This is a genomic window from Gemmata sp. SH-PL17, assembly GCF_001610855.1.
Lineage (GTDB): Bacteria > Planctomycetota > Planctomycetia > Gemmatales > Gemmataceae > Gemmata > Gemmata massiliana.
The window spans coordinates 1351373-1373510 of the sequence record NZ_CP011271.1 but is presented as its reverse complement, the minus strand read 5'-3'; the positions used below and the strand labels follow the sequence as shown (position 1 = coordinate 1373510).

General features: G+C 64.5%; 17 protein-coding genes. 8 read left to right on the top strand and 9 right to left on the bottom strand.

Annotation, left to right across the window (positions count from 1 at the left end; translation table 11 throughout):
• Window positions 1-6: 6 nt before the first annotated feature.
• From VT84_RS05580 to VT84_RS05560, 5 genes are all read right to left on the bottom strand, one after another.
• Window positions 7-1434 (bottom strand): formylmethanofuran dehydrogenase subunit B, encoded by a 1428-nt coding sequence (locus VT84_RS05580; protein ID WP_082838800.1) that lies wholly within the window; start codon window positions 1432-1434, stop codon window positions 7-9.
• An 87-nt stretch (window positions 1435-1521) separates the two neighbouring features.
• Window positions 1522-4008, bottom strand: a complete 2487-nt coding sequence (locus VT84_RS05575) for a DUF4340 domain-containing protein (RefSeq protein ID WP_082838799.1) — start codon at window positions 4006-4008, stop codon at window positions 1522-1524.
• Window positions 4009-4053: 45 nt separating this feature from the next.
• Window positions 4054-6162: a Gldg family protein gene (locus tag VT84_RS05570; RefSeq protein WP_082838798.1), complete on the bottom strand. Its 2109-nt coding sequence runs from the start codon at window positions 6160-6162 to the stop codon at window positions 4054-4056.
• Between the two features lie 42 nt (window positions 6163-6204).
• Window positions 6205-8004 (bottom strand): ABC transporter permease, encoded by a 1800-nt coding sequence (locus VT84_RS05565; RefSeq protein ID WP_082838797.1) that lies wholly within the window; start codon window positions 8002-8004, stop codon window positions 6205-6207.
• Between the two features lie 153 nt (window positions 8005-8157).
• On the bottom strand, window positions 8158-9171 hold the full coding sequence (locus VT84_RS05560; RefSeq protein ID WP_082838796.1) for an ABC transporter ATP-binding protein: 1014 nt from the start codon (window positions 9169-9171) through the stop codon (window positions 8158-8160).
• 163 nt (window positions 9172-9334) lie between these two features.
• Between VT84_RS05560 and VT84_RS05555 the strand changes: the two genes are divergently transcribed.
• On the top strand, window positions 9335-9937 hold the full coding sequence (locus VT84_RS05555) for an HAD family hydrolase (protein WP_052560675.1): 603 nt from the start codon (window positions 9335-9337) through the stop codon (window positions 9935-9937).
• A 38-nt stretch (window positions 9938-9975) separates the two neighbouring features.
• Here VT84_RS05555 and VT84_RS05550 read toward each other — a convergent pair whose 3' ends face one another.
• Window positions 9976-11325, bottom strand: a complete 1350-nt coding sequence (locus VT84_RS05550; RefSeq protein WP_162271602.1) for a dicarboxylate/amino acid:cation symporter — start codon at window positions 11323-11325, stop codon at window positions 9976-9978.
• 160 nt (window positions 11326-11485) lie between these two features.
• On the opposite strand from VT84_RS05550, the gene VT84_RS05545 reads away from it, so the two are divergent.
• Both VT84_RS05545 and VT84_RS05540 read left to right on the top strand, forming a co-directional pair.
• Window positions 11486-13039, top strand: coding sequence for an N-acyl-D-amino-acid deacylase family protein (locus VT84_RS05545; protein ID WP_082838794.1), 1554 nt, complete (start codon window positions 11486-11488; stop codon window positions 13037-13039).
• Between the two features lie 39 nt (window positions 13040-13078).
• The gene (locus VT84_RS05540) at window positions 13079-13993 is read left to right on the top strand and encodes an aspartate carbamoyltransferase catalytic subunit (RefSeq protein WP_052560672.1); all 915 of its coding nucleotides are present in this window, start codon (window positions 13079-13081) and stop codon (window positions 13991-13993) included.
• A 60-nt stretch (window positions 13994-14053) separates the two neighbouring features.
• Here the strand turns inward: VT84_RS05540 and VT84_RS05535 are convergent, their stop codons facing one another.
• Window positions 14054-14950, bottom strand: a complete 897-nt coding sequence (locus VT84_RS05535) for a hypothetical protein (protein ID WP_052560671.1) — start codon at window positions 14948-14950, stop codon at window positions 14054-14056.
• Between the two features lie 197 nt (window positions 14951-15147).
• Between VT84_RS05535 and VT84_RS05530 the strand changes: the two genes are divergently transcribed.
• From VT84_RS05530 to VT84_RS05515, 4 genes are all read left to right on the top strand, one after another.
• Window positions 15148-15600 (top strand): hypothetical protein, encoded by a 453-nt coding sequence (locus VT84_RS05530; protein ID WP_052560670.1) that lies wholly within the window; start codon window positions 15148-15150, stop codon window positions 15598-15600.
• A 128-nt stretch (window positions 15601-15728) separates the two neighbouring features.
• A complete protein-coding gene (locus VT84_RS05525) occupies window positions 15729-17051 on the top strand; it encodes a dihydroorotase (RefSeq protein ID WP_052560669.1) in 1323 nt (440 codons plus the stop codon).
• A 4-nt stretch (window positions 17052-17055) separates the two neighbouring features.
• On the top strand, window positions 17056-17751 hold the full coding sequence (locus tag VT84_RS40530) for a hypothetical protein (RefSeq protein WP_239465700.1): 696 nt from the start codon (window positions 17056-17058) through the stop codon (window positions 17749-17751).
• Between the two features lie 38 nt (window positions 17752-17789).
• Complete coding sequence (locus VT84_RS05515; protein ID WP_052560667.1) at window positions 17790-18578, top strand: DUF4058 family protein; 789 nt, start codon at window positions 17790-17792, stop codon at window positions 18576-18578.
• 4 nt (window positions 18579-18582) lie between these two features.
• Here VT84_RS05515 and fhcD read toward each other — a convergent pair whose 3' ends face one another.
• Window positions 18583-19533, bottom strand: coding sequence for a formylmethanofuran--tetrahydromethanopterin N-formyltransferase (fhcD, locus tag VT84_RS05510; protein ID WP_082838793.1), 951 nt, complete (start codon window positions 19531-19533; stop codon window positions 18583-18585).
• 863 nt (window positions 19534-20396) lie between these two features.
• Here fhcD and VT84_RS38105 point away from each other — a divergent pair.
• Window positions 20397-20570, top strand: coding sequence for a hypothetical protein (locus tag VT84_RS38105; protein WP_157469205.1), 174 nt, complete (start codon window positions 20397-20399; stop codon window positions 20568-20570).
• A gap of 285 nt (window positions 20571-20855) precedes the next feature.
• On the opposite strand, the gene VT84_RS05505 is transcribed toward VT84_RS38105, so the two are convergent.
• The gene (locus VT84_RS05505) at window positions 20856-21932 is read right to left on the bottom strand and encodes a TIGR02996 domain-containing protein (protein ID WP_082838792.1); all 1077 of its coding nucleotides are present in this window, start codon (window positions 21930-21932) and stop codon (window positions 20856-20858) included.
• Between the last annotated feature and the right edge of the window lie 206 nt (window positions 21933-22138).

The window sequence follows — 22138 nt, the reverse complement described above, 5'->3', positions numbered from 1 at the left end:
GTGATTTCAACCCACGCGCTTCAGCAGTTCGTTTAGCACGTCGGCGTCGCTGGGGTAGTTGGTCGGTAAGAGCACGCGGAGCGGGATCGGTACTTCGTCCATGCGGTACGCGGTACCGGGGCGGTGGATACCGTACACGGCCGTGGTGAACCGTACCGCCGCCGGTACCGGAACTTCCGCACCGGGCGAATCGAGCGCGATCACCGGGATCTTCCGTAAGTGCTCCAGTGCCGCGGGCGGGAAGTCGGCGACCGTTTCGCTCCCGACCAGCAAGACCGCATCCGCTTCGCCGCGGGCGAGGATGTTCGGTCCGGTGAATTCACCCGGGTTGTACCGCGGGTATCCACGGCTGAGGTTCACACCGAACGGATAGCCGGTTTGCCACGCGAGTACGGAGTCTGCACCGGCCACGTCCCCGAACCGACGCATGCGGCGCGCGTAGAACCGCCCGCGGTCGTTCAGTTCGGAGACCAGTTGCAGCAGCGCCTCGACGGTGCGGTGCGCGAGTTTCCCGCGCGTGAGTCCGGAACCGAAGAAGAACATTCCGCACCGCGCGGATGAGATGCGGTCCGCGAGTTGGGAGAGCGCGGGTGAAGGGGTGAAGGGGGGAGTTTCGGTCTGCAACCCCTCCCCAACCCCTCTCCCCTTGGGGGAGGGGCTTAAGACTGATACTTGCGGCGCGGCTGTTTGTGTATTCGGTTCTGTTCCCCCTTCCTTCTTAGGGAAGGGGGGGAGGGGGTTAGGTTCTGTCTCCCCCCTCCCTTTAGGGAGGGGGGCCGGGGGGGTAGGTTGTCGCAACATCATTCGCAGGGTCCAGAGCGCGTCCCAGTTCCGGGCGCCCGGCACCTGCACAAAGAGGTCGGCGCGTTTCGCGGTCTCGGTTTCCTCTTCGTCCACCACGACCACGAACCGGTCGGCGCGCCCGTTGGGGAGCCAGCGCCCGACCGGATCGGCCGAATAGCGCTCCATGTGCCGCGGGTGCGTCACGACCGGGTCGCTGCCCCAGAACACGATGAGGTCCGCGCGGTTCTTGCCCTCGCCGAGCGTGCAGGTGGATTCGCCCACTTGCTGGAGCGCGACGATGGACGGCGCGTGACCGGTACTGGCGGTGGTGTCGATGGTCGCGCCGATCCGGTCCGCGAGCGCGACTGCGGCGCGCTGGCCCTCGGTTGTGCTGCGCGACAGCCCGTAGATGAGCGGGTAACGCGCGGTTCGCAGGATCTCCGCGGCGCGGTCGAACGCGGCTCCCGGTTCGGCCGGCTGACCGTCGAGTAGAACCGCGGAGGGAGACGTGGTGTTTTGTGCGCGGAACCACGGCTCCGCGAGACGGCACGCGCCGCGTGCTTCGGTGACGCGGCCCTGATCCACCGTCACCGTGAGATCGTCGCACACGCACCCGCACACGGTGCAGCCGACACTGGTGAAGGTTTGCATGGAGAGTTGTGAGGCGGACACCGCTCCGCGCCGCCTCATTTCGGTTGGTGTGGCGTGCCGGTACAGAAACCGGCCCGCCGATTGAGATTACTTCGAGAAGCCGCGGGGCTGGTCTTTGAACGGCTTCAGGAGGGCACCGTCGATGGTGAACACCGGATCGCTCGCGGGCAGCAAGCTCGTTTCACCGTAGTAAGTGGCGCCATTGTCCGGGCTGGCACCGAGCCGGAAGGTCGCGTTCCCGCCCGGCCACTCGAACCGGACATCGAAAAGTTCGTTCGGGTTGGCGAACCCGTGCTTGGCTTCGGGTTTACCCTTTTCGAGCGTCTTCACCTGGGCCTTGGTGACTATGTCAATGAACGCCGACACCTTGGCCGAATCGACCGGGAACCCGGCCAGGGTGTTCGGTGCGCCGGGCGCGGCCGGTGCCGCCACCCACACGCCGTCCTTGTTTTTCTCAAGGTTCAGCGTCGTTGGGACGCCGAGAACGCCGCCCCAGCCCTGCAGAACCACCTTGTTAACTGTGGCCGCGGGGACGGTGCGGAAAACGAGCCGGTCGCGGAGGTCGGGGTTCACGAACTTGTCGAGCACCGCTCGCGGGAGCGTGAACACCGCGGACCGACCGGGGATTTTTGCGTACACTTTGTCCGGGTCGTTGGGGTAGTCCTTACCGAACTCGAACGCGACCTGCTTCGGTTCCGAGTTCGGCGGCAGGTCGACGACCACCTTGAGGCGCGGCGGCGCAAGGCCGTACTCGGCGAGCTTCTCCGGCTTCGGATCCTCGTCCACGAACCGGCCGAACCGCGAATTCAGGTTCGCCAGGTTGTAGATCAGGTCGTTGCGCACGATACCCCCGTCGGCCACTTGGCCCTTTCGCGCGTCCGGCGCTTCAAAGCGCCACAACTGTTCCGGCGACTGGCCCGGTTTTTCGTCGCGCGCGAGGGTGTAGGTGCCCGCCCCAGTCACGGTGATGCGCACCGGGGTCGAATCGGAGAACGACGGCAAGTCCCGGTCGAGCAGGTCGAGGCGCGAGAGACCGACTGTGGTGGCCACGTCGACGGTCTCGGTGGCCGCACCGACCTTCATTTGGGCGGGGATGGTGAACTCGTCGGGCGGGAGCCCAAGGCGCGTGCGCCGGACGTAGATCGTGTCGCCGTCCTTGCGCCCGAACTCGAGTTTGGTCGGCTCGGTCTTGGGGTCGGTCGGGGCGGCGAACCCGTCGGCCCACACGGAGAGCGTCGCGGAGATCGCCGTGAAATTGGCCGGGTTCGGGGCCGGGAATTCCTTGATCGACCGGCGGGCCACGACGACGTCGAGCAGGCGCTCGACCGCGCTACCGAACGCGGGTTGCGGGGCGCCCGGTTCGCTGAGCAACCGCCACCGTTCCCCTCGGGACCGGCGGAGCTTCGTCGGCTTGTCGGCCGGTTGGCCCGCGAGCACGATGTCGATGCCGTCGATCTTCGTGCGGTCCGCGTTCACGAGGGCGCGATCGCGGAGCGGGGCGGGATCGAGCACAACGGCGCTCAGCCCGCTGAGGTCGCCCGCCGTGGCGCGGATCACCCCGGGTTGGCCCTCGACGCGCGCGTACACTTTGGCCCCCGGTGTGACCGGGGGCACTCCCGGCGCGGCCGCCTCGCGCTTGCCGAAGTACACGGTCGCGGTCTGGTTGTCCTTGGTCTTCATCTCGACCTTTACGAGGTCCGGGTTGCCCGCGTCCAGGCCGTACTCTTTGAGGTCTTTCGGGTCGTCGATGAAGTCGGCCGGGGTCGCCGCGGTCACGCTGGTGAGCGCGCCGAGCAACCGGCGCACACCGGTGAACGTGTTGGGCGCGCCGGCCGCGTCGCCCTCCACATCGGCGTCGCCCCACCCGGCGGGGCTATCGAATTTCCACGCGCCGCTCGGAGTGCGAGTCAGCGCGAGGGCGGCTTTCTTGTTCGGGAGCTCCAAGCGAACCGACGTGACGTCCTCGCCGGCGGCGCGAGCATCGGAAGGGAAGACGGCCGGCGAGCGGTAATCCGCGGTCCACTTCGCGAGGTCGCCCGCCTTGCCCCCGCCCCCGACCTGGTCCTGGCGGAAAAGGGCGTCGAGATCCCGGCGCCCGACCGCGACGGGGCGCTCGGGTTTGGCCGTCGTGGTTACGAACGCCACCGCTTCGCGCCCGCCGATGCTGACGTTACCAACGTTCAGCGCCGCGGACCGCTCCCCCTGGCGCAGCGTGACCTTCAAGCTCGGCGGCTGGAGGCCGTGGAACGCGGGGGTCGAACTCAGTTCCGCGAACACGGTCGGTTTGGCTTTGAGCAGGGACTCGACGACGGCTTTGACGGCGGCCCCGTTCGCCTTCGCGCGGATCGGTTCGACGATCTCCCAGTCGTCCCCGCTGACGCGCTTGAACTTGAGCGCGGTCTGCGCCTCGGGGCGCTCGATGACGACCTCGTCGATGTCCCCGGGCTTGGCGTCCCCGAGCCCGACCAAGAGCGTGTCGGGGGCCGGCGGTTCGATGAAGAACGTCCGAACGAGGAGCACGGCGCCGACGAGGAGCACCGTGCCGATCAGAACCGTTGTCAATCGGAAATTCATACCCCAGCTCCCAGTCGTTCGTCGGTGGTGCGGTCGGGTTCGCGGTCACGCCTGTTGTCGGCGGATGGCCCACACGCCCAACCCGAGCGAGGCGACCACGAGCAGCCCGAAGACGACGGGCACGTATTTGAGGCGGGTGCCGTCGATCGTCTTGGCCCCGGGCAGGGCGTACACCGCGTAGGTCTTGGATTCGACGCCCTGGGGGACCGGCGGGCGGTCCCGGAGCCAGTCGATGGTGGCCCCGAGCAGGTCGAACGCGGGCGGGCTCTCCGCCCCGAACTGACCGGCCAGGGCGTCGCACACCATGAGGCCGTTGCCGAACACCGCGACGCGCCCGGTGCCGCCCTCGGTGACGACGACGCCCACGGTCCGGCGCCGCGCGACGGGCGCGTTCCCCGGGCGCACGTTCGGGTTGGCCGGGAACTCGTCGGTGAGCCACGCCCCCCCCTCGGTGTCCGTCATCAGGAGCGGCGTGGCCGTCAGCCCCGGCGCCGTGGTCAGGGCCGTTACTTCACGGGGGAAGGGCATCTGGAGGCTGAGCCGGCGGAACAACCGGACGATCGGGTTCTTGGCGTCCGCCGCGGCCTGGGTGAACTCGACGGGCGGGGTCGTGACCGGGACGCGCCGGTCGGCGGACAGCGCGAACAGGTACTTGTCGCTCAGCCCGACGTTGAACTGCCCGAGCACCGGTTCGAGCCCGGTCGGGGACACCTTGCGCACGGTCGGGCCGGGTAGCGTCGCCCCGGCCAAGACGACCAATTTCCCCTTCCGCTCGGTCATGTACTTGCGGACCGCGTCCACGGACTTCGGACCGAGCGGCTTCTGCGGGTCGGCCACCACGAGCACGGCGCAGTCGTCCGGAACTTTCGGGCTCTCCCCGTCGAGAACCAGCGGCTGCACGTCCAGGTAGTTCTTTTCCAGGAACGCGCGGAGCCGGGTCGCCCCGCGCTCCGGGTCCGTCCGGGCGGTGAGGTCCAGCTCCTCGGTCCCCTGGGTGAAGTACACCTTCGGCTTCTGCTTGTTGTCCGCGAGGAACAGTAGTTCCTTGACCAGCCGGGCCTCGCCCGTGAAGACCGACCGCGGGGCGTCCCCACGCCCGCCCGATTCGGTGGTGAAGAACTCGTTCACCGGGATGAACGAGAACCGCTTCTTGTCGCTCGGGAACGTGAGGAGGACGCCCAGTTCGCCGTCCTGCACGGGCGGGTAGTTGGCCTTGAGTTCGGTGAGGTCAACGGTCCCGGAGACGGGGCTGATGAACTTGATCGTCAGCTTGTTCCGGCTCGTCTCCTGGAACCGCGTGAGCACGTCGCGGAGGTCGTTGACCTCGCGCTGCCCCGAGTCCGGGATGATGGCGTACACCTGGATCGGTTCCGGCAGGTCGCGCAGGTACTCCTCCGTCTGCGGGCTCATCGCGTAGAACCCGCTGCCGGTCATGTCGATCTTGTTCGACACGCGGTACGCGAACACTACGTTAGCGGCGATGAGGGTGACCAGCAGTACCAGTGCGGTGATCCCCAGGTTGGACCCGTACACGAGTTTGCGGAGGGACGGGTTGTTCCGCTCCTCGGCCCGGGCCGGGGCGACAGCGGCCAACCCCAGTGCGGCCCCGAACGCGACCGCCAGGACCGGGATCAGGACGTACCGGGCCTCCTCTTCCTGGTTCTTTTCGAGCCAGTTAACGATGCTCTCGCTCCACCGGTAGAAGAACAGGCCGCCGGCCGCGATGAGCACCAGCGCGAACCCGCCCCCGACCGCTAAGATGAGCGTGAGCGCCTCGGTGCGCTGCTGCGTTTCCGTCGGCTTGGGCAGGGCCGCGACCAGCCACCCGCCGCCGACCGCGGCGATCAAGAACGCGCCGAGGGTGGCGATCGCGCCCAATGCGTAATCGTTTTGCTTTGACAGCGCGACCCCTTTGGGCGGCTCCGGGCGCTCGGGGTCGAGCGGGTTCACCGCCGCGGGCTTGTCCGGTTCCGGCTCCGGGGGCTTCCGGAACCCTTTGACGCCCAGGTACCCGGCGAGCGCCAGGAACACGACCGCGAGGGTCGCCAGCACGATCCCCGTGTTCTGGCGCTGGGTGCGCACGTACTCAACGATCGGGAGCCCCGCGCTCGGGGGCGGGGTGCTCGGGACGGGTGCGGGTGGCGTCGGTTGCATGGTTGGTTCGCGATCCTACGGTGCGTCGGGGCGGTCGGGCCGTTAGTTCCACTTGCGGGTTTCAAGAACCTTCGTCGCCAGGAACAGCCAGAACACCGTCAGCGACAGGGCCAGGAGGAGGTTCCGGACCGGGAGCTGACCGGACAACGATTCGAGCCACGTGTGGTAGAAGGACAGGCGGTTCGCGACCGCCAGCAGCGCGTCCGGGAGGTCCAGCAAGAGGGGCTGGCGGCGCAGGAACGCGAACGCCAGCAGGACCAACAGAACGGCGAACGTGAGCACGGCGGACACGATTTGGTCCCGCGTCAGGGCCGAGAAGAACAGCCCCATCGCGAGGAACATCGCCCCCTGCGCGGCCAGCGCCAGGTAGAACCCGATCATTGGGCGGTAATCGAACGGGGCGTCACCGACGGTCCGAAGGGCGATGAGGAACAGCCCGGCCGGGACCCAGCAGAGCATGAAGAAGATCCACGTCCCCAGGAACTTGCTGGCGACCACCGGGATCTCGTTGACCGGGGCCGTCAGCAGCACTTCGAGCGTACCGGTCCGCTTCTCCTCCGCGAGCAGCCGCATCGTCAGGGCCGGGATCTGGAGGATGAACCCGATCAGGCTCAGGATGTGGATACCGTAGTCCTCGACGATCGGTTCGGGCATCGGCTGACCGCTCTGGAGCGTCGCGACGAACTGGACGTAAGACGTTCCCTGGACCAGGAGCATCCCGGCCAGGACGATGAACCCGATCGGGGAGGTGAAGTACGCGGCGAGTTCGCGGCGGACGAGGGTGACGAACTGGTTGTCCGAGCACACACCGAGTGAAACGGCGAGGTACACCAGCCCGATACCGCCCAGGACCGCACCGCTCGGGATCAGGAACGGCCGCGGGGCTATTGTCACGTAGGTGCCCGTGCTGCCCAAAACGAACACGGTTCCCACCACGAGCCCGGTCCCCGCGAGGACCGCGCGCAGCCACACCGGGAACTTGCCCAGCGCGCCCGTCCCCACCAGGATCAGAGAGGCAACCACTACGGCCACCCGCCCGGCGACCTTCCAGTAGTCGAGGGCCTGCGACGGTTTCCGCAGGGCCATCGGACCGTCAAACAGGACCGTTGGGAACACCGTGCGGGCGAACACGTAGAACAGGGCCGCACCGCCGAACGCGCCCAGGGCCACCGCGACCGTGTAGCCGATCCCGTCGTCGGTCCCGACTTGGCCCAAGTAAACGCTGAGGAAGCCCAAACCGAGAACCGCGAGTGCCAGACCCGGACCCGCGAGCCAGTCCGGGTTCAGCGCGCCCGCCACGAGAGCGCCGACGCACGAACCCGCTCCCAGCACCAACAGTACCCCGCCGCTGATCGTGCGGAGCAGTTCGTCCGTCTCGTGTCGCACGAACGGGATGGCGAACAGGATGGCCAGAATCGCCGCCCCGATCCCCCACGGCATAAAGAAGTAGCCCGCCGTTTGGGAGTCGGCTTTGAACGGCCCCGGTAGCACGGCCGCGACCACGGACAAGACCAGGAACGCTACGAACAGCATCCCGTACAGCCGCCGAATTTCTTGCTCGCCGTCGATTATCGCGTGGTAGAGCATCAGCGCGATGCCCACCCCGGAGAACAGGAACCCCCAGTTCTCCGGAACGATCCGCGCTTGCCCGGTGACGCGCGTGGCGACCACCACGACCGCGCCGAGGACCAGTAGGAACAGACCGAGGAACCCGACGAACCGGGCGAACATCGGCCCCTCGAGCTTGATCGCCGAGGGCGCGGTTTCGATCGGCGCGCGGAGCACTCCCACATCGGGCGCTGCGGGGACCGGGGCGGTCGTTACGGGCGGGGTACTGCTCATGGGTAGTTCGCGCTCTGATTTCAGGCGAGCGAGGGCACGTGCCCCGTTCTCATTGCCACTGGTCGCGTCGGGCGCTCGAACTTTTACCGGAATATGGCCGTCACGAACTCTCACCGGGGCGCGGCCCGTCGTACCCGGGCGCTCCCGCGTACATTACGCCGCCGGGGCCTTGTCCGGCTCGGGAGCCGGGGGTGGTGCTTCGGGCGGGGGCGCGACTTGAGATTCCGTTTCCTGGCGCCGGCGCACCACGTCGTTGAAGATCGCTTCGAGGCTGGGGCGCTGAATGTCTACGCGGCGCACCCCCCAGCCCCTTGCGGCGATCCGGGCGGTGAGCGCTTCGCGGTGGTCCTTGCGGTCGCGCACGCGCAACTCAAACCCGGTCAAATCGCTCTCGATCGGCCGGGCTTCGACGGAGGCCAGTTCCGGTTGGTCGCGCAAGAACGTGGCCACCGCGTCGGCCGGTCCGCGGACTTCCAGGAGGTACGATGCCTCGCGAGAGTCGATGGCCTTCTTGGTCTCGTCGAACTTGATGCGGCCCTTATCGATGATGATGACGCGATCGTAAACCTTCTCGACTTCCGGGAGGACGTGCGTCGAGAACAGGATCGTGTGCTGGCCGCCGAGTTCCTTGATGGTGGCGAGGGTCTCGCCGATCTGCACGGGGTCGAGGCCGCTGGTCGGTTCGTCGAGGATCAGAATGGGCGGGTCGGCGAGGAGCGTATCAGCCAGGCCCACGCGCTGCCGGTACCCCTTCGAGAGCGTGTTGAGGAGGCGGTTTTGTACCTCTTTCACGCGGCTCTTCGCCATGCAGTGGTCGATGCGGGCGCCGCGCCCGTGGCGCTCGACGCCCTTCAGCTTGGCGCGGTAGGCGAGGTACTCGCGGACCCGCATCTCGCCGTACACCGGCACGCTTTCGGGCAGGTACCCGATGTTCTTGCGGACCTCCATCGACTGGTACATCACGTCGTAGCCGTTGAGCCACGCATACCCGCTGGACGCGGGGAGCCAGGTCGTGAGGATGCGCATGCAAGTAGACTTGCCGGCCCCGTTCGGGCCGAGGAACCCGACCAGTTCGCCGCGCGCCACCTGGAAGGAGACGTCGTCGACGGCCTGGACGGGACCGTAGTTCTTGCAGAGGTTCTGAACGTTGATCGCCGGCGTCTGCATGTTCGACCGTTGGTGTCGCGACTTAGGTGCAGAACAGAGACTAGGATTTCGCCGATTGGACGAATCACAATGATATGACGCCGAACCGCCCCGACAAGTTGGCGCGATCGCGTAAACTCGCCCGGCAGTCGTCGCGAGGCGGGAACGGCCCTAAAAGAACTTCATGCACACACACACCTGGACCCCGCCCGCGGGCACGACCGGACTCATCTTTGACTGCGACGGCACGTTGGCGAACACCATGCCGGCTCACTACCGGGCGTGGACCGCGCTGCTCGGGCGGTTCGGCATCCCGTTCCCCGAGCCGCGGTTCTACGCGATGGGCGGGATGCCCACGGCGAGCATTATCCGCATTCTCGCCGGCGAAGTGGGCGTCGCCGTGCCCGATGTGGACGCGATGGTCCACGAGAAGGAGCAAACGTTCCTCACGCTTCTCGAAGCGGTCGTGCCCATTGAGCCGGTCGTGGGCATCGCGTCGGCGCACCGCGGGAAGTTGCCCATCGCGGTCGCGAGCGGCGGGTACCGCGACACCATCACGCGCACGCTGGACCGGCTCGCGATCCGCGACTGGTTCGACGCGATTGTAACGGCCGAAGACACTGCGCGCCACAAGCCGGACCCGGACGTGTTTCTGGAAGCCGCGAAGCGTCTGGGGGTCGAGTCGGCGAAGTGTGTGGTGTTCGAGGACACCGATATCGGCCTCGAAGCCGCGCGCCGAGCCGGGATGCTCGGCGTGGACGTGCGCCCGTGGGTTACGCGAGTTTGAGTACCAACGGGCGCCGATTCTCGGCGCCCTCCCGATATTCACGAGACTTTTGCACTGTTCGCATCTGCGGATTTCTCGGCCGGCGTTGGTGGTGCATCAATGGCCGGCTCGCTCCGAGCCACGAAGACCGCGGTCGTCAGGTCCGCGGTCACGTTCACCGTCGTGCGGCACATGTCGAGAATGCGGTCCACGCCCAGCACCAGAGCGATGGCCCCGGCGGGAACGTGTCCCTTCGTTGCGGTGACGATAATCATCCCGATGAGCGGGAGCGACCCGCCCGGGACGCCGGCCATGCCGGTCGCGGTCAAAATGCACAGCAGCAGTACCACAAGTTGGTCGCCGAGCGAGAGCGTGATTTCTGGCGGCAGAAACGCTTGCGCCAGGAACAGGACCGTCACCGACTCGAACAGCGCGGTGCCGTTGTGGTTCATGCTCGCACTCAGCGGCAATACGAACCGCGACACGCTCGGGGGCACGTTCAACTCTTCTTCGGCGCACTTCATCGCTGTGGGGAGCGTGGCACTGGACGAACTGGTACTGAATGCGGTCAACATTGTGCCCCGCGCCCGTTTGAAGAATTCGAGCGGGGACATTCCGCCCAGGTATTTCACCAGTACCGGCAGCACGACGCACAAATGGATCGCGAGTCCACCCAGAACCGTGAACACGAACGCGGCCAGTGCGACCAGGATGTCGTACCCGAGTTCGGCCGTGGTGGAGAAGATCAGACAGAACACCGCGTAGGGGGCAATGGACATCGCGAGTCGCAGGACGAAATCGGCGATCTGATTGATCCCTTCGAGTAGATCGATGATGAGGCCCGCCCGCTTCGATTCGATCCGGGTGAGCGCGATGCCGACCACGAGCGCGCTGAAGATGACCGCGAGCATGTCACTCTCTACGAACGCCTTCAGTGGGTAGCGCGGGACGATGTTTACGAACGTCTCGACACCGAACGCCCCTTTCTTCGCCAGTCGTTCGTCCGCCTTCGACCCGAACGTCGCCATCAACTTTTCTTTCTGCTCCGGTGGTACGCGCTCGCCCGGCCGGATCACGTTCACCAGCGTCAGGCCGATGGCCGCGGCGCACGCGGTGGTCACGATGAAGTACGTGATCGTCTTCAGCCCGATGCGGCCGACGTTGGCCCCGCCGCCGAGTCGCGTCACACCGACCGCGAGCGACGCGAACACGAGCGGGATGATCGCCATGTACAGCAAATTGATGAAGATGTCGCCGACGGGCTTAGTGACGTACTTCACCGCTCCGGCGACGACCGCGTGGTCCAGGGTGCCGTTTTCGACGAGTGCGTTCGCACCGCACCCGAGTGCGGCACCGCCGATCAATCCGGCCAGGATGTGCTTGTACGGGACCGTGTGTGCGGCGGCCATAGTGTGCCCGGAATGGTGGATCGGCAGAATAAACGAAGTGCTGTTGTACCGCATCTAACAGGGGCACGCCATCCCGCGCCGCGGGCGTGATTCAACTGGTCCGCGTGTCGGGTCAGCGGTATTGTTCTTCACAACCCTCTCAACACGGCGCGACTCTCTCATGTTCGACTACCTCATCCGCAACGGGCGCGTCGTTGACGGTACCGGGCTTCCGTGGATTGCGGCCGACGTGGGAATCACCGGTGACTGCATTGCGGCTGTGGGCGCCCTCGGCGGAGCGAGCGCGAAGCAGACGATCGACGCGACCGGAATGGTGGTGTGCCCTGGATTCGTGGACGCGCACGTTCACGGCGACTTACCGCTGCTTGCCGATCCCGTCCACGAACAGGGCGTCCGGCAGGGCGTAACGACACACGTCATCGGGCAGGACGGAGTCGCGTTCGCGCCCGCGTCGCCGGCAACGATGGCGTACATGCGTCGCTACACCGCAGGGTTCAATGGGAACCTCCCAACACCCGGGCACGACTGGCATTCGATTGGTGAGTTCCTCGCACAGTTCGACGGGCAGTCTTCCATCAACGCCTGTGTTCTGATTCCCAACGGCAACGTTCGGATGGAGGTGCTTGGGCTTGACCCCAGAAAGCCCACAGCGCGCGAACTTTCGTGGATGAAAGCGCTCGTGCGCGAAGGAATGGAACAGGGCGCGGTCGGCCTTTCCAGCGGATTGGACTACGTGCCGAGTATCTACGCGGACGAAGACGAACTGACGGCCCTGTGTGAAGAGATCGCGCCGTTCGGTGGCATGTACGTGACCCACATGCGCGGGTACAACCGCGAGAAGGCGCCGGCCGCGTTACAGGAAGTGTTCAATATCGGGAAACGTGCCCGGTGCGGGGTTCACGTGTCGCACTTCAACTGCCTCGCCGACCAAACGGTTCCGCTACTCGATGCCGCCCGTGCCGAAGGCGTAGACGTAACCTTCGATCTGTACTGCTACCTCTACGGCAGCACCATTGTCGCGATGCTCACGCTTCCGCCGGAAACGCTTGAAGGCGGTATCGAGGCCACCGTTGAGCGATTGAAACTTCCTGAAACGCGCAAGAAGCTCGAAGCCGCGTTCGCGAACCCACGATTTCCGATCGAAACGATCCGGCTCGCGAGTTTGCCGCACGACAAGTATCGCCATCTCGAAGGGCACACGCTGCCGCGGGCCGCGGAACTGTGCGGGCAGTCGGTGCTAGACTTCACGTGTGATCTGCTCATCGCGACCGATCTCGCGGCCGGGTGTGTGATTCGGCACTTCGCCGAGCGCCAGGAATCGGACATTTTGAAGTTGATGAAGCACCCGCTGATGATGGCCGGTAGTGACGGGATTTACGTGGGTGGAAAACCGCACCCGCGCGGAACCGGGTGCTTCGCCCGCTACCTCGGCCACCACGTGCGCAACGGCGACTGGACGCTCGAAGAGGCCGTGATGAAGTGCTCGTACCATGTCGCGCGCCGGTTCGGACTGAAGGACCGGGGCTTGATTCGCGAGGGGCTGGCGGCCGACGTGGTGGTGTTCGACGCGGGCACAATCGCGGACCGTTCCACATACGATGACGGCAAGGCGCTCGCGGTCGGCGTGGAACACGTATTTGTGAACGGTACGCCCGTGCTGCTCAATGGCGAGCGCACGAACGCGCGACCGGGGCGCGGGTTGAAGCGGGGTTAGGCGAACGGTTGGCTGCCGATCGATCGCTCGGAGAGCTATATGAAGCACTTGTTAGGGCTAGAAGGGATGTCGGCGGCGGGGCTGAACCGCCTTTTCGACGCAGCGGAGAAATTTGCCGGTGTTGGCGTGGGAGACGTGCCGAAACGCGATGACCTCAAAGGAAAGGTCGTCGTCAATTTGTTCTACGAGCCGTCCACGCGCACGCGGATGAGCTTCGGTCTGGCCGCGCGCCGGCTAGGCGCGGACGTGCTCGATTTCTCGCCGAGCGGATCGAGCACGTCCAAGGGTGAAACGTTCATAGACACCGCGAAGAACATTGAAGCGATGGGGATCGACATGGTGGTCGTGCGCCACTCGTCGCCGGGGGCGCCACACGTGCTCGCGAAGCATCTTGCACCACACGTTCGCGTTGTGAACGCGGGCGACGGCGCGCACGAACACCCCACGCAAGCGCTGCTCGACATTTTCACCATCCGCAAGAAGCTCGGCCGCGTGCAGGGCTTAACGGTGGGGTTGGTCGGAGACATCGCGCACAGCCGCGTGGCCCGAAGCAACATCCACGCACTTACAGCCCTCGGTGCGAAGGTAATCGTGTGCGGCCCGACCACGCTGGTCCCGTCGGAGGTGGCTCAGTTCGGAGTCGAGATCGCGGACAAGCTCGATGACGTGCTCCCGCGTTGTGACGTGCTGAACCTGCTCCGTGTGCAATTCGAGCGGCAACGGAGCGGGCTGTTCCCGTCCATTCGCGAGTACCGGTTGCTATTCGGTGTGGACGGCGAGCGCATGCGAAAGGCAAAATCGAACGTCCTGTTACTGGCTCCGGGGCCGATCAACCGTGGTGTCGAGATCACGCCCGAGGTCGCAGACGGACCGAACTCCGCGATTCTCGATCAGGTCACCAACGGCCTCGCGGTGCGAATGGCGGTTCTGAGCGAGTTGAGCAGGGCCGCATAATGCTGTCTTAAACGAACGCGGCCCCGGAAATACCGGGGCCGCATTTTTTGTTGTTTTGGTTCACGCAGTGGCGGCTTGCGGAGCAATTTCCTTCTCGCGAATCAGATCCTGGATGCGTGCCATTTTCGAGCCAATGAACAGCACGTTATTTAGCTCAAAGTCGAGGTTCGCGGGACCGCCCGTCTTCACGTGCAAGTCCCCACTCCCAAGACCTAGTAACCAGTGACGGAACAGGTCGTCGCGTTTTTTCTCAAGCAGCAACCCAGATGTATCGACGGCGAGTTCACCGTCGCCGATTTCCCGCCGGATACGTACTTGTCCGCGGCTGACGATGAGGTACGTGTAGTGGTCGTAAATGAACGTCGAGAACGCCCAAATGAGAAATAGCGGAATGCCGATCGCGAGGTAGCCGCCCGCGTTCATGCGCACGTCCACGCCCCCGAGCCAGAAGAGCACCTGGTCCCACCAGCCGAACAGCGCAACCACAAGCCCGAGGATGACTAGAATTGCGATGGCAATCACTGAAGCCAATCCGCGCAGAGTTAAGTTGGTGATTGTGACTACGAGGAGCAGGACGCCGGTAAACACGACGCCGTAGTTGTTGTTGGCCGCCACTCGAAGACGTGGCGACGGATCGCTGCTGGTAGCTGTTGCGGGCGGAACCGTTTCACCCGGAGGCGTTAAGAGTACGTCGCGCGTTTTGTCGGTCCCGGGAGCCGTTTGCCCCTGTTCGACCATCGTTCCCCGCGGAACGATCGCCATGACGTGTCCGTCGAGAAACGTCAGGCCGGCCATGAGGAACGCGACCGCCCAAACGGGCCACCAGTAGAAGAGGTTACTGTGTCCGTAAACGCGGATCTCTTCGTCCGGTACCGGTCCTCCGCTGAGTGGTACCGCTGCGGGGGCAACGCCAGGGGGGACGGAACCGACCGGGTATGTGGGAACTGCGGAACTCATTGTGCTTTCTCCGGGACGCGCTGCCGTGGGGCGCGGAAACCGAAGCGCCGCGGCTACTTGAAGACGCAGTTCACGCAACCGGCGTGCCACTTTGGACCGGACTATTCCCCCTCTCCGGCGCGGTCGCTAAACTGTTCCCACCTGATCGCCCGGCTGAATGGCGGTTCGGGGATCAGAGTGTTTCAGGAGGAAGCATCATGAAGCGGTTCCTGTTCGCGGTCGCGGTGGTAGCCCTGGCCGCGTCCGTTGGTGGCGCTGAGGACAAGCCCGCGGCCACCCCGCCGGCCACCGCGACCCCGGTCGTCGTGGGCGCGCCGAGCCCCCCGGTTGTCGAGTACGGATCAGCGACGACCGCGTCGCCCCGCCGCGGGCTGTTCGCGCGGCTCCGCAACCGCGGAACGACCACCTACACGACCGGTCCGGTCACCACCGTTCCGGCGACCAGCGCCACGCCGATGCCGTCGACCACCCCGCCGGCCCCGATGCCGATGCCGGGTGCGGGCAAGACCAGCGCGGCCCCGATGCCGGGCACCAAGGACGCGAACGTCGTTGTGGCGAGTGGTACGACCAGCGGCGCCGTCATGACGGCCAGCTACAGCGAGCCGACCAAGCAGCGCCGCGGGCTGTTCGCGCGGCTCCGCAACCGCTAAGCGGCTACACGGCAACCCACGCGACGCCGGGGGCCGCACGGGTGCGGTTTCCGGCGTTTTTTCGCGCAGACAAGTGGCGCCCTGCTGGGCGCGGTTCGTTTTCACCTCATTTGCGATTGAGACTTACGATGTCGACCCCACTCCACCTTCGTAACGGCCGCGTCATCGATCCGTCGCGCGACTTCGATCAGGTCACCGATTTGTGGCTCGCGGACGGCAAGATCGCGGGCACCGGGGCGCGGCCCGCGGGCATCACCGGTGACGTGAAAACGCTCGATTGCACCGGGCTGATTGTGTCGCCGGGCATCATCGACATGCACGTTCACCTGCGCGAACCGGGGCGCGAGGAAGACGAAACCATCGCGACGGGGACAGAAGCCGCGGTCGCGGGGGGCGTCACGTCGGTCGCGTGCATGCCGAACACCGAGCCGGGGCTCGACACGCGCATGGCCGTCGAGTTCGTGATCCATCAGGCTCAGCGTGCAGGATTTTGCAACGTATTCCCCATCGGAGCCGTTACGAAAGAGCGCGCCGGGAAGGAGTTGGCGGAACTCGGTGGACTGGCCGAGGGCGGTGCAGTCGCGTTCACGGACGACGGTGCGCCGGTGTATTCGGCCGAGATCATGCGGCGGGCGCTCGAATACTGCAAGATGTTCGACAAGGCCGTTCTGGTTCACGCCGAGATCCTCGAACTCACGCAGGGTGGCGTGATGAACGAGGGGCTGGTGAGCACGCAGCTCGGCCTCCGCGGGATGCCGGGAGTGGCGGAAGACATCATGATTTACCGCGACATCGTGCTTGCGGAACTGACCGGCGGGAAGGTTCACATCCTGCACGTTTCGACGGCCGGTGGCGTCGACCTCATTCGGCAGGGGCGCAAGAAAGCGGAATCGCTGAAGGCTGCCGGGAAGCCGTCGTTCTGGATCAGCGGCGAAGCGTGCCCGCACCACTTCATCCTGACGGACGAAACGCTCCGGTCGTTCGACAGCAACTACAAGATGTCGCCACCGTTGCGCACCGAAGCGGACCGTCAGGCGATTCTCGACGGACTCAAGGACGACACGCTCACGGTGCTGGCGACCGATCACGCGCCGCACGCTCCTGAAAAGAAGGAGCGCGAACTCGACCAGGCGCCGAACGGTATTCTGGGGTTGGAAACGTTTCTGCCGCTGTGCGTGACGCACCTGATCGAGCCGGGGCACCTCACGTGGCCGCGTATGCTGGCGAAGATGACGTGTAACCCCGCGGCGGTGCTCGGGATCGACCGCGGCACGCTGCAAACCGGGAAGCCCGCTGACGTAACGGTGATCGACCCCAAAGCGAAATGGACGATCGACAAGACTGAGTCGAAGTCGAAGAGCCGCAACACGCCGTTCCACGGCACCACGGTCACCGGTCGCGCGGTGGCTACGATCGTCGGTGGCGCGATCAAAATGAGCCGTTTGGGGTAAAGCGATGGTCAGTTGCGAACAGTGGGTGACACCAACGTTCGATGCTGAAAGTTGGGACACGTGCGTTGAATTGTGGCGCCTGGCGAGATACTTCGGCGCCCCCAACCGCCCCGCGTCCGTTTCGGAAGAGCGGAAGTTCCGCCTCCTCGTTGTCGCAGCGCTGCGGCTCGTGTGGGCGCACATTCCGAACGAACTCCGGGCTGTTGTAGAAGCGATCGAGCAGTTCGCGGATCACCAGGATTCTGCGCAACTTCGTGAATCGCATGCCGTTGCCGAACGGATATTTCGGGAAGGTGCGACCGCTACCGGTAACGTGGCTCAGCTCGTCATGAACGCCGCGGGTGATACGGTTGTGACGGCCTATCATCCGCGGTGGTACAAGTTCGTGTCTTTAACTGCGAACCTTTCAGTGGCCGATCTCGATCGCGAACAGGTTGAGTCGTTGCATCTGAAATTGTTTCGTGACATCGTTCCTAATCCCTTTCACCCACTCACGCTCGATCCCGCGTGGCTCACGTCTGACGTACTCGCACTGGCGCAGGGCATTTACGCTGACCGCGCCTTCGATCGGATGCCGATTCTGGCCGACGCCCTCCAAGACGCGGGTTGCGACAATGCCGACGTTCTGACTCACTGTCGCGGTCCGGGGCCGCACGTGCGCGGCTGTTGGGTTGTAGACCTCGTGCTCGGCAAGACGTAACCCGGTGGTATAATTCGCGCTACTGCGGAGGGTTGCGAATGCCGTCGCCATTTCCCGGGATGAACCCGTACATCGAACGGCCGGACGTGTGGAACGACTTCCACGACAGCTTCATCCCCGCCGTTCGTGAGGTGCTGACCGCGCAAGTTCAACCGCGATACTACGTTCGCATCGAAGAACACCTCTACATTCACGAGCCGGCCGCGAAGGAGCGATTCGCCCTGGGGCGGCCGGATCTCTCCGTTCATCCCAACCCACATTCTGTTGTCGCGACCAGCGGTACAGCGATTTCCGCTCCGGCTTACGTCGGCATGCCGGTAATCGTGGAAGAGGAACGGCTGCCGTATCTCGAAATCCGCGACCGCGTTAAGAACGAGGTCGTCACGATCATTGAACTGCTCAGCCCCGCGAACAAGGCGACGGGTGGGGGACGCGAACACTATCTGGCGAAGGTGCAACGAATCCTCGCGAGCAAAACGAACTTCGTCGAGATCGATCTCTTGCGGGGGCACGCCAAAATGCCGTGGGATCGGCTCCCGGAGTGCGACTACTACGCGCTCGTCAGTCGACACGCGGACCGACAAGGAGACGATCCCCGCGCCGCTATTTGGCCCTGGAAAGTCCGTGATCCACTACCAACGATCCCGATCCCGTTACGGACCGGCGAAGCCGAGCCAACGGTCGACCTTCAAGCGATTCTCCACCGCGTTTACGACGCCGCCGGCTACAGTATGTTCCTGTACGATTCCGACCCCGAACCGTCGTTGTCGGCATCGGATGCGGTGTGGGCGGCTCAGCTCCTGCACCCGCAACCACCGTCTTCGTGATATCTTACGTCGCGGGTTGCTTTTCGGGGTGCAGGTAGATGAAGCTCTTCCCGAGCCGGCCCCCGTAGTTGCCCGCGGAGATCGTGAGCAAGTCCGGCGTGTCCTTCGCGGCAGCGATCGCGGCCTGCGTCGCCTTCACGATGGTCGGCAGGTCCGCGCCGTTGATGATGATCTCCTGCACGCTCGTGACGCCTTCTGGCAATCGCGATGTGATCCCTTCCTTGCCGCGAAGCGTCGGGCAGTATTCCGCGAAAGTGCTCGCGATACTGAACTTGTACTTGCTCCCCGCCTTGCTCCCACTCGATGCGACGCCGCCCGGGAACGGCAGAATCACGCTGGCAACGGTACTGGCTGCGGCTGCGGCTTTTGTGGCCGCGTCGAGGGCAGCGTCGGCAGTTGCGCCGAAGAACCACAGATTGCCGCCCATCAGCCCGTCGGCGAACCCGCAGCGCCGTTCGATCACGAACTCGCCGCTGAGGATCGGCACCACCCAGCACCGGCGCCCGAACCGTTCCGCGGTGAACTGGTGCCCGTCGCCGAAGTACGCGGTCTTTCGTCCCAGTGGGAACCACTTCGCGCCCGGTTTCGGGGGCTGCGTGCTCGCGTACCAGTTCCCGTCCGCGGGTAGCACGTTGAACACGGTGGTGGTCGGGCACGTCATCACGTTCTGCGACACGCGGACCAGCACGCTGCGTTCGAGCCGGGCTTCGCGGTCCTTGTGGAATCGCGGCACGTGGAACTGAATGATCGCGCCCGATCGGTTATCGGGCGTTTCGCTCGGCTCGACGTATCGGTCCAGACCGGCTTCGCAGTCACAGAGGATGGTACTGCTTGCGTTGCCGGTACTTGCGTTGATGGCCTTATCGAGCCAATATCGGTCGCGTGCGGTAATGAGGACGCTCGCGTAGATGCTGCGGAACGCTTCGGCGTAGGTGTCATCAATCGTGGCTGGCATCGAGCGCTACCTCTCAAGGCACTTTTCGCGCTGCATTGTGGGCAAGAACGGGAAGTTGGGTCAATCGAAAGAATCACAAAGTTAGCAATGCGCGATTGTTGGGCATTTCAACTGTTGAGATGCGCGGTATATGTGCTTTCGGCATATTAGATCGTTTCCTTCTGAAAAATTCTTTTACTTCAAATCGCCTTATTTCAGTGGCCTTTGCGACTTCATGCCGCACTCGTGAACGGAATTGGCACGGCACTCGCTATTGCTTAATACGGCGAGAGCCAATTAACCGCACGGCTAACTGACAGAGGGAGAGGCTGTCAGTTAGTCGTGCGGTTCGATCATTTCTAGCGACCGCTCATTTCGCACTACCAAGTTCCAGAGTTCCCAATCCCAAGCCAACCAAACTTTGGCGCCGCGTGGCGGTATCCCGTCGTTGCTTCCGAGCCAAGAGTAACAATTGCTAACCTTTTGGGACCGAGAAGCCCCCGCTCGGTCTACAACCTGCGCGGATGTCGCGTTAAGTGGCGACATTTCAAAGCCTTGAGAGCTGCGATGCCGATCTTTTGCTGTTGGTGGCGACCAAATCGCTGCTAACATCAGCTACGAAAACTCCAAAAATCACGATTTCCGGCTAACATGAGAATTGGAAATCGACTCTAAACTGCCGAATTTGACGCAGTATTGGGTTCGATTTTTGTCTCGCGCCAACCCAATCCCCAACACGTGCCGCACCAACACCGATGTGTGGGTGTTGCCTGAATGTGGCCCGACCCGCTACACACCGCGCAGTCTGGTGCACTCGGTGGGCGGTCTGGAAGTAACACGCGGAGTTCAGGCGCAATTTCGGCGACTGCGGTTCGGGCGAGCAATTGCCAACCGGGATCGTGCTCCCGTCGGACCTCTATCGAGTCGTGATCCAAGCAGTAAACCTCGCCGTCGGCCGCTACCAAAAGGGTGCCACCCATATCAGCGTACACGGGCAACGCGACCAACTCGCGGACAACTCGATCGAGCAAATCGTTGTGGCGCGCGGTCGGCTGTGAGAGGTAAGCTTTTGCCTCGCGGGTGATTCGCTCACGCGCCCACGCCGGGATTTCCATGAAGCCTCCGATGGCCGGAACCGAGGTTTTGCAACCGTCCTACTTCGACCTCGCCAGAATTATACCTGAGTGCACGAAAGTTCACAAATGGAAATCGGAATTTAACTCCGAGATGCTCGTGCGTGGAAGTGGGCAGGCGCGGTCTTGGCGTGCATTAAATAGATCGTCGCTCGATCGTACTGCGCTCCACATCAACTTCGACGCGGCGTTGTGAGCGCTCGGTGGCGCTTACACCTCGGAACGGAGCCACAGGTCGTCACCGAACCGCGCCTGGAGTTTCTTCTTGAACCCGCGCGGGAGCGGATCGCGGCTTCCGAGCGTCAGTTTGGTGAGCTTGGCGAACGTGGGACTGGTGAGCAGTGCGTCGGCGTCGCCGTCCGTCAGGTCGGCGTCGTCGAGCCGGAGTTTACGCAGGTTCGCGAGGTGCGGGCACGCGATCACGTCGGCCAGCTTCACCCGCACGCGGAGCGTCAGTTCGGTGAGTTTGGAGAGGTTCGGTGCGGCCAGGAACTCCTCTGTGCCGAACTTCTCGGCCGTAGGGCCGCTGACCTCGAGTACGGTGAGCGCTGGGAGCCGCGGGCTGTTCAGGAGCGCGAGAATCCCGGCGGCGGTGAACTTGGCCTTCGTGTACAGCAGTGGGCTCGCGTTCGTGATGGCGAACTTTCGCACCCGCGAGGTGTCGGTGGTTCGCGCAAACGCTTTCAGCCCCGAGTCGCTGATCTTGACCTGAGTGAACTCGATCGCGCTGATGTGAGCGAGGTGCGGAGAGGTACCGAACGCCTCTAATGCTGCATCGCCGACAGTGGGACACCCCATTCGGGCGACCCACCGGAATGCCGGCGACGCGGGCAACTCATGGACCCGCTTTGCCGAGGTGTAGAAGGACAGGGCTTCCAGCCCCACCGCCGCGAGCGCGTCCGGAAAGACCTTCTGATACTTCGCCTGAACGAACTTCGCGGCCTCGACGTAGAGTTCCCTGAGTAACCCGCGCTCGAATAACTCGAAATAGGAACTGCGGCCGATCAACTTCGGATCGGTCGATAGTTGATGAACGAACGCGGTGAGTGGGGCGAGCCACGCCGCGTGGTGCTCGTTGGCCAACTTCCCCGCGGCGCTCTCCAGTTTCTTCCGCTTCTTGTCGCGCTCGGGCAGTCGTGCGGCTTCGACCTGAAGGCGGATGAACTCGGCGCGCGCCCGGTCGTGCTCGTCGCCGTGCTCTTGGAGCCAGTCGGCGAACACGAGGCGCGGGGTGTCATCGTCCGGGTTCGCGATCATCGCGACCATCAGTGCGCGGCGCTCGTCCACGGGCGTAACTCCTCTCTGTTGCACCTGTGACCGTAGGGCGGCTCATCATAACCGCTGTGGCCTCTCTATGTGCAGGCTGACCCGTGACGAGTGTGGGGCCGTTGAGCGCGTTCTGTAGCCGGCCTCTGTCAACAGATTGCAAACGTGAAGCACACGAATTTTTTTGACTGTGCCCTCTCCGGCCCGGGGTTGAAACCCCGGGCTAT

Bases quoted from the DNA above. Each gene is read 5' to 3' on its own strand.
- VT84_RS05525 (WP_052560669.1), top strand. From the start codon at position 15,729: ATGTCGACCCCACTCCACCTTCGTAACGGCCGCGTCATCGATCCGTCG.
- VT84_RS05580 (WP_082838800.1), bottom strand. From the start codon at position 1,434: ATGCAAACCTTCACCAGTGTCGGCTGCACCGTGTGCGGGTGCGTGTGC.
- VT84_RS05515 (WP_052560667.1), top strand. From the start codon at position 17,790: ATGCCGTCGCCATTTCCCGGGATGAACCCGTACATCGAACGGCCGGAC.
- VT84_RS05555 (WP_052560675.1), top strand. From the start codon at position 9,335: ATGCACACACACACCTGGACCCCGCCCGCGGGCACGACCGGACTCATC.
- VT84_RS05545 (WP_082838794.1), top strand. From the start codon at position 11,486: ATGTTCGACTACCTCATCCGCAACGGGCGCGTCGTTGACGGTACCGGG.
- VT84_RS05560 (WP_082838796.1), bottom strand. From the start codon at position 9,171: ATGCAGACGCCGGCGATCAACGTTCAGAACCTCTGCAAGAACTACGGT.
- VT84_RS05535 (WP_052560671.1), bottom strand. From the start codon at position 14,950: ATGAGTTCCGCAGTTCCCACATACCCGGTCGGTTCCGTCCCCCCTGGC.
- VT84_RS05570 (WP_082838798.1), bottom strand. From the start codon at position 6,162: ATGCAACCGACGCCACCCGCACCCGTCCCGAGCACCCCGCCCCCGAGC.
- fhcD (WP_082838793.1), bottom strand. From the start codon at position 19,533: ATGCCAGCCACGATTGATGACACCTACGCCGAAGCGTTCCGCAGCATC.
- VT84_RS05540 (WP_052560672.1), top strand. From the start codon at position 13,079: ATGAAGCACTTGTTAGGGCTAGAAGGGATGTCGGCGGCGGGGCTGAAC.
- VT84_RS05565 (WP_082838797.1), bottom strand. From the start codon at position 8,004: ATGAGCAGTACCCCGCCCGTAACGACCGCCCCGGTCCCCGCAGCGCCC.
- VT84_RS05550 (WP_162271602.1), bottom strand. From the start codon at position 11,325: ATGGCCGCCGCACACACGGTCCCGTACAAGCACATCCTGGCCGGATTG.
- VT84_RS05530 (WP_052560670.1), top strand. From the start codon at position 15,148: ATGAAGCGGTTCCTGTTCGCGGTCGCGGTGGTAGCCCTGGCCGCGTCC.
- VT84_RS05575 (WP_082838799.1), bottom strand. From the start codon at position 4,008: ATGAATTTCCGATTGACAACGGTTCTGATCGGCACGGTGCTCCTCGTC.
- VT84_RS40530 (WP_239465700.1), top strand. From the start codon at position 17,056: ATGGTCAGTTGCGAACAGTGGGTGACACCAACGTTCGATGCTGAAAGT.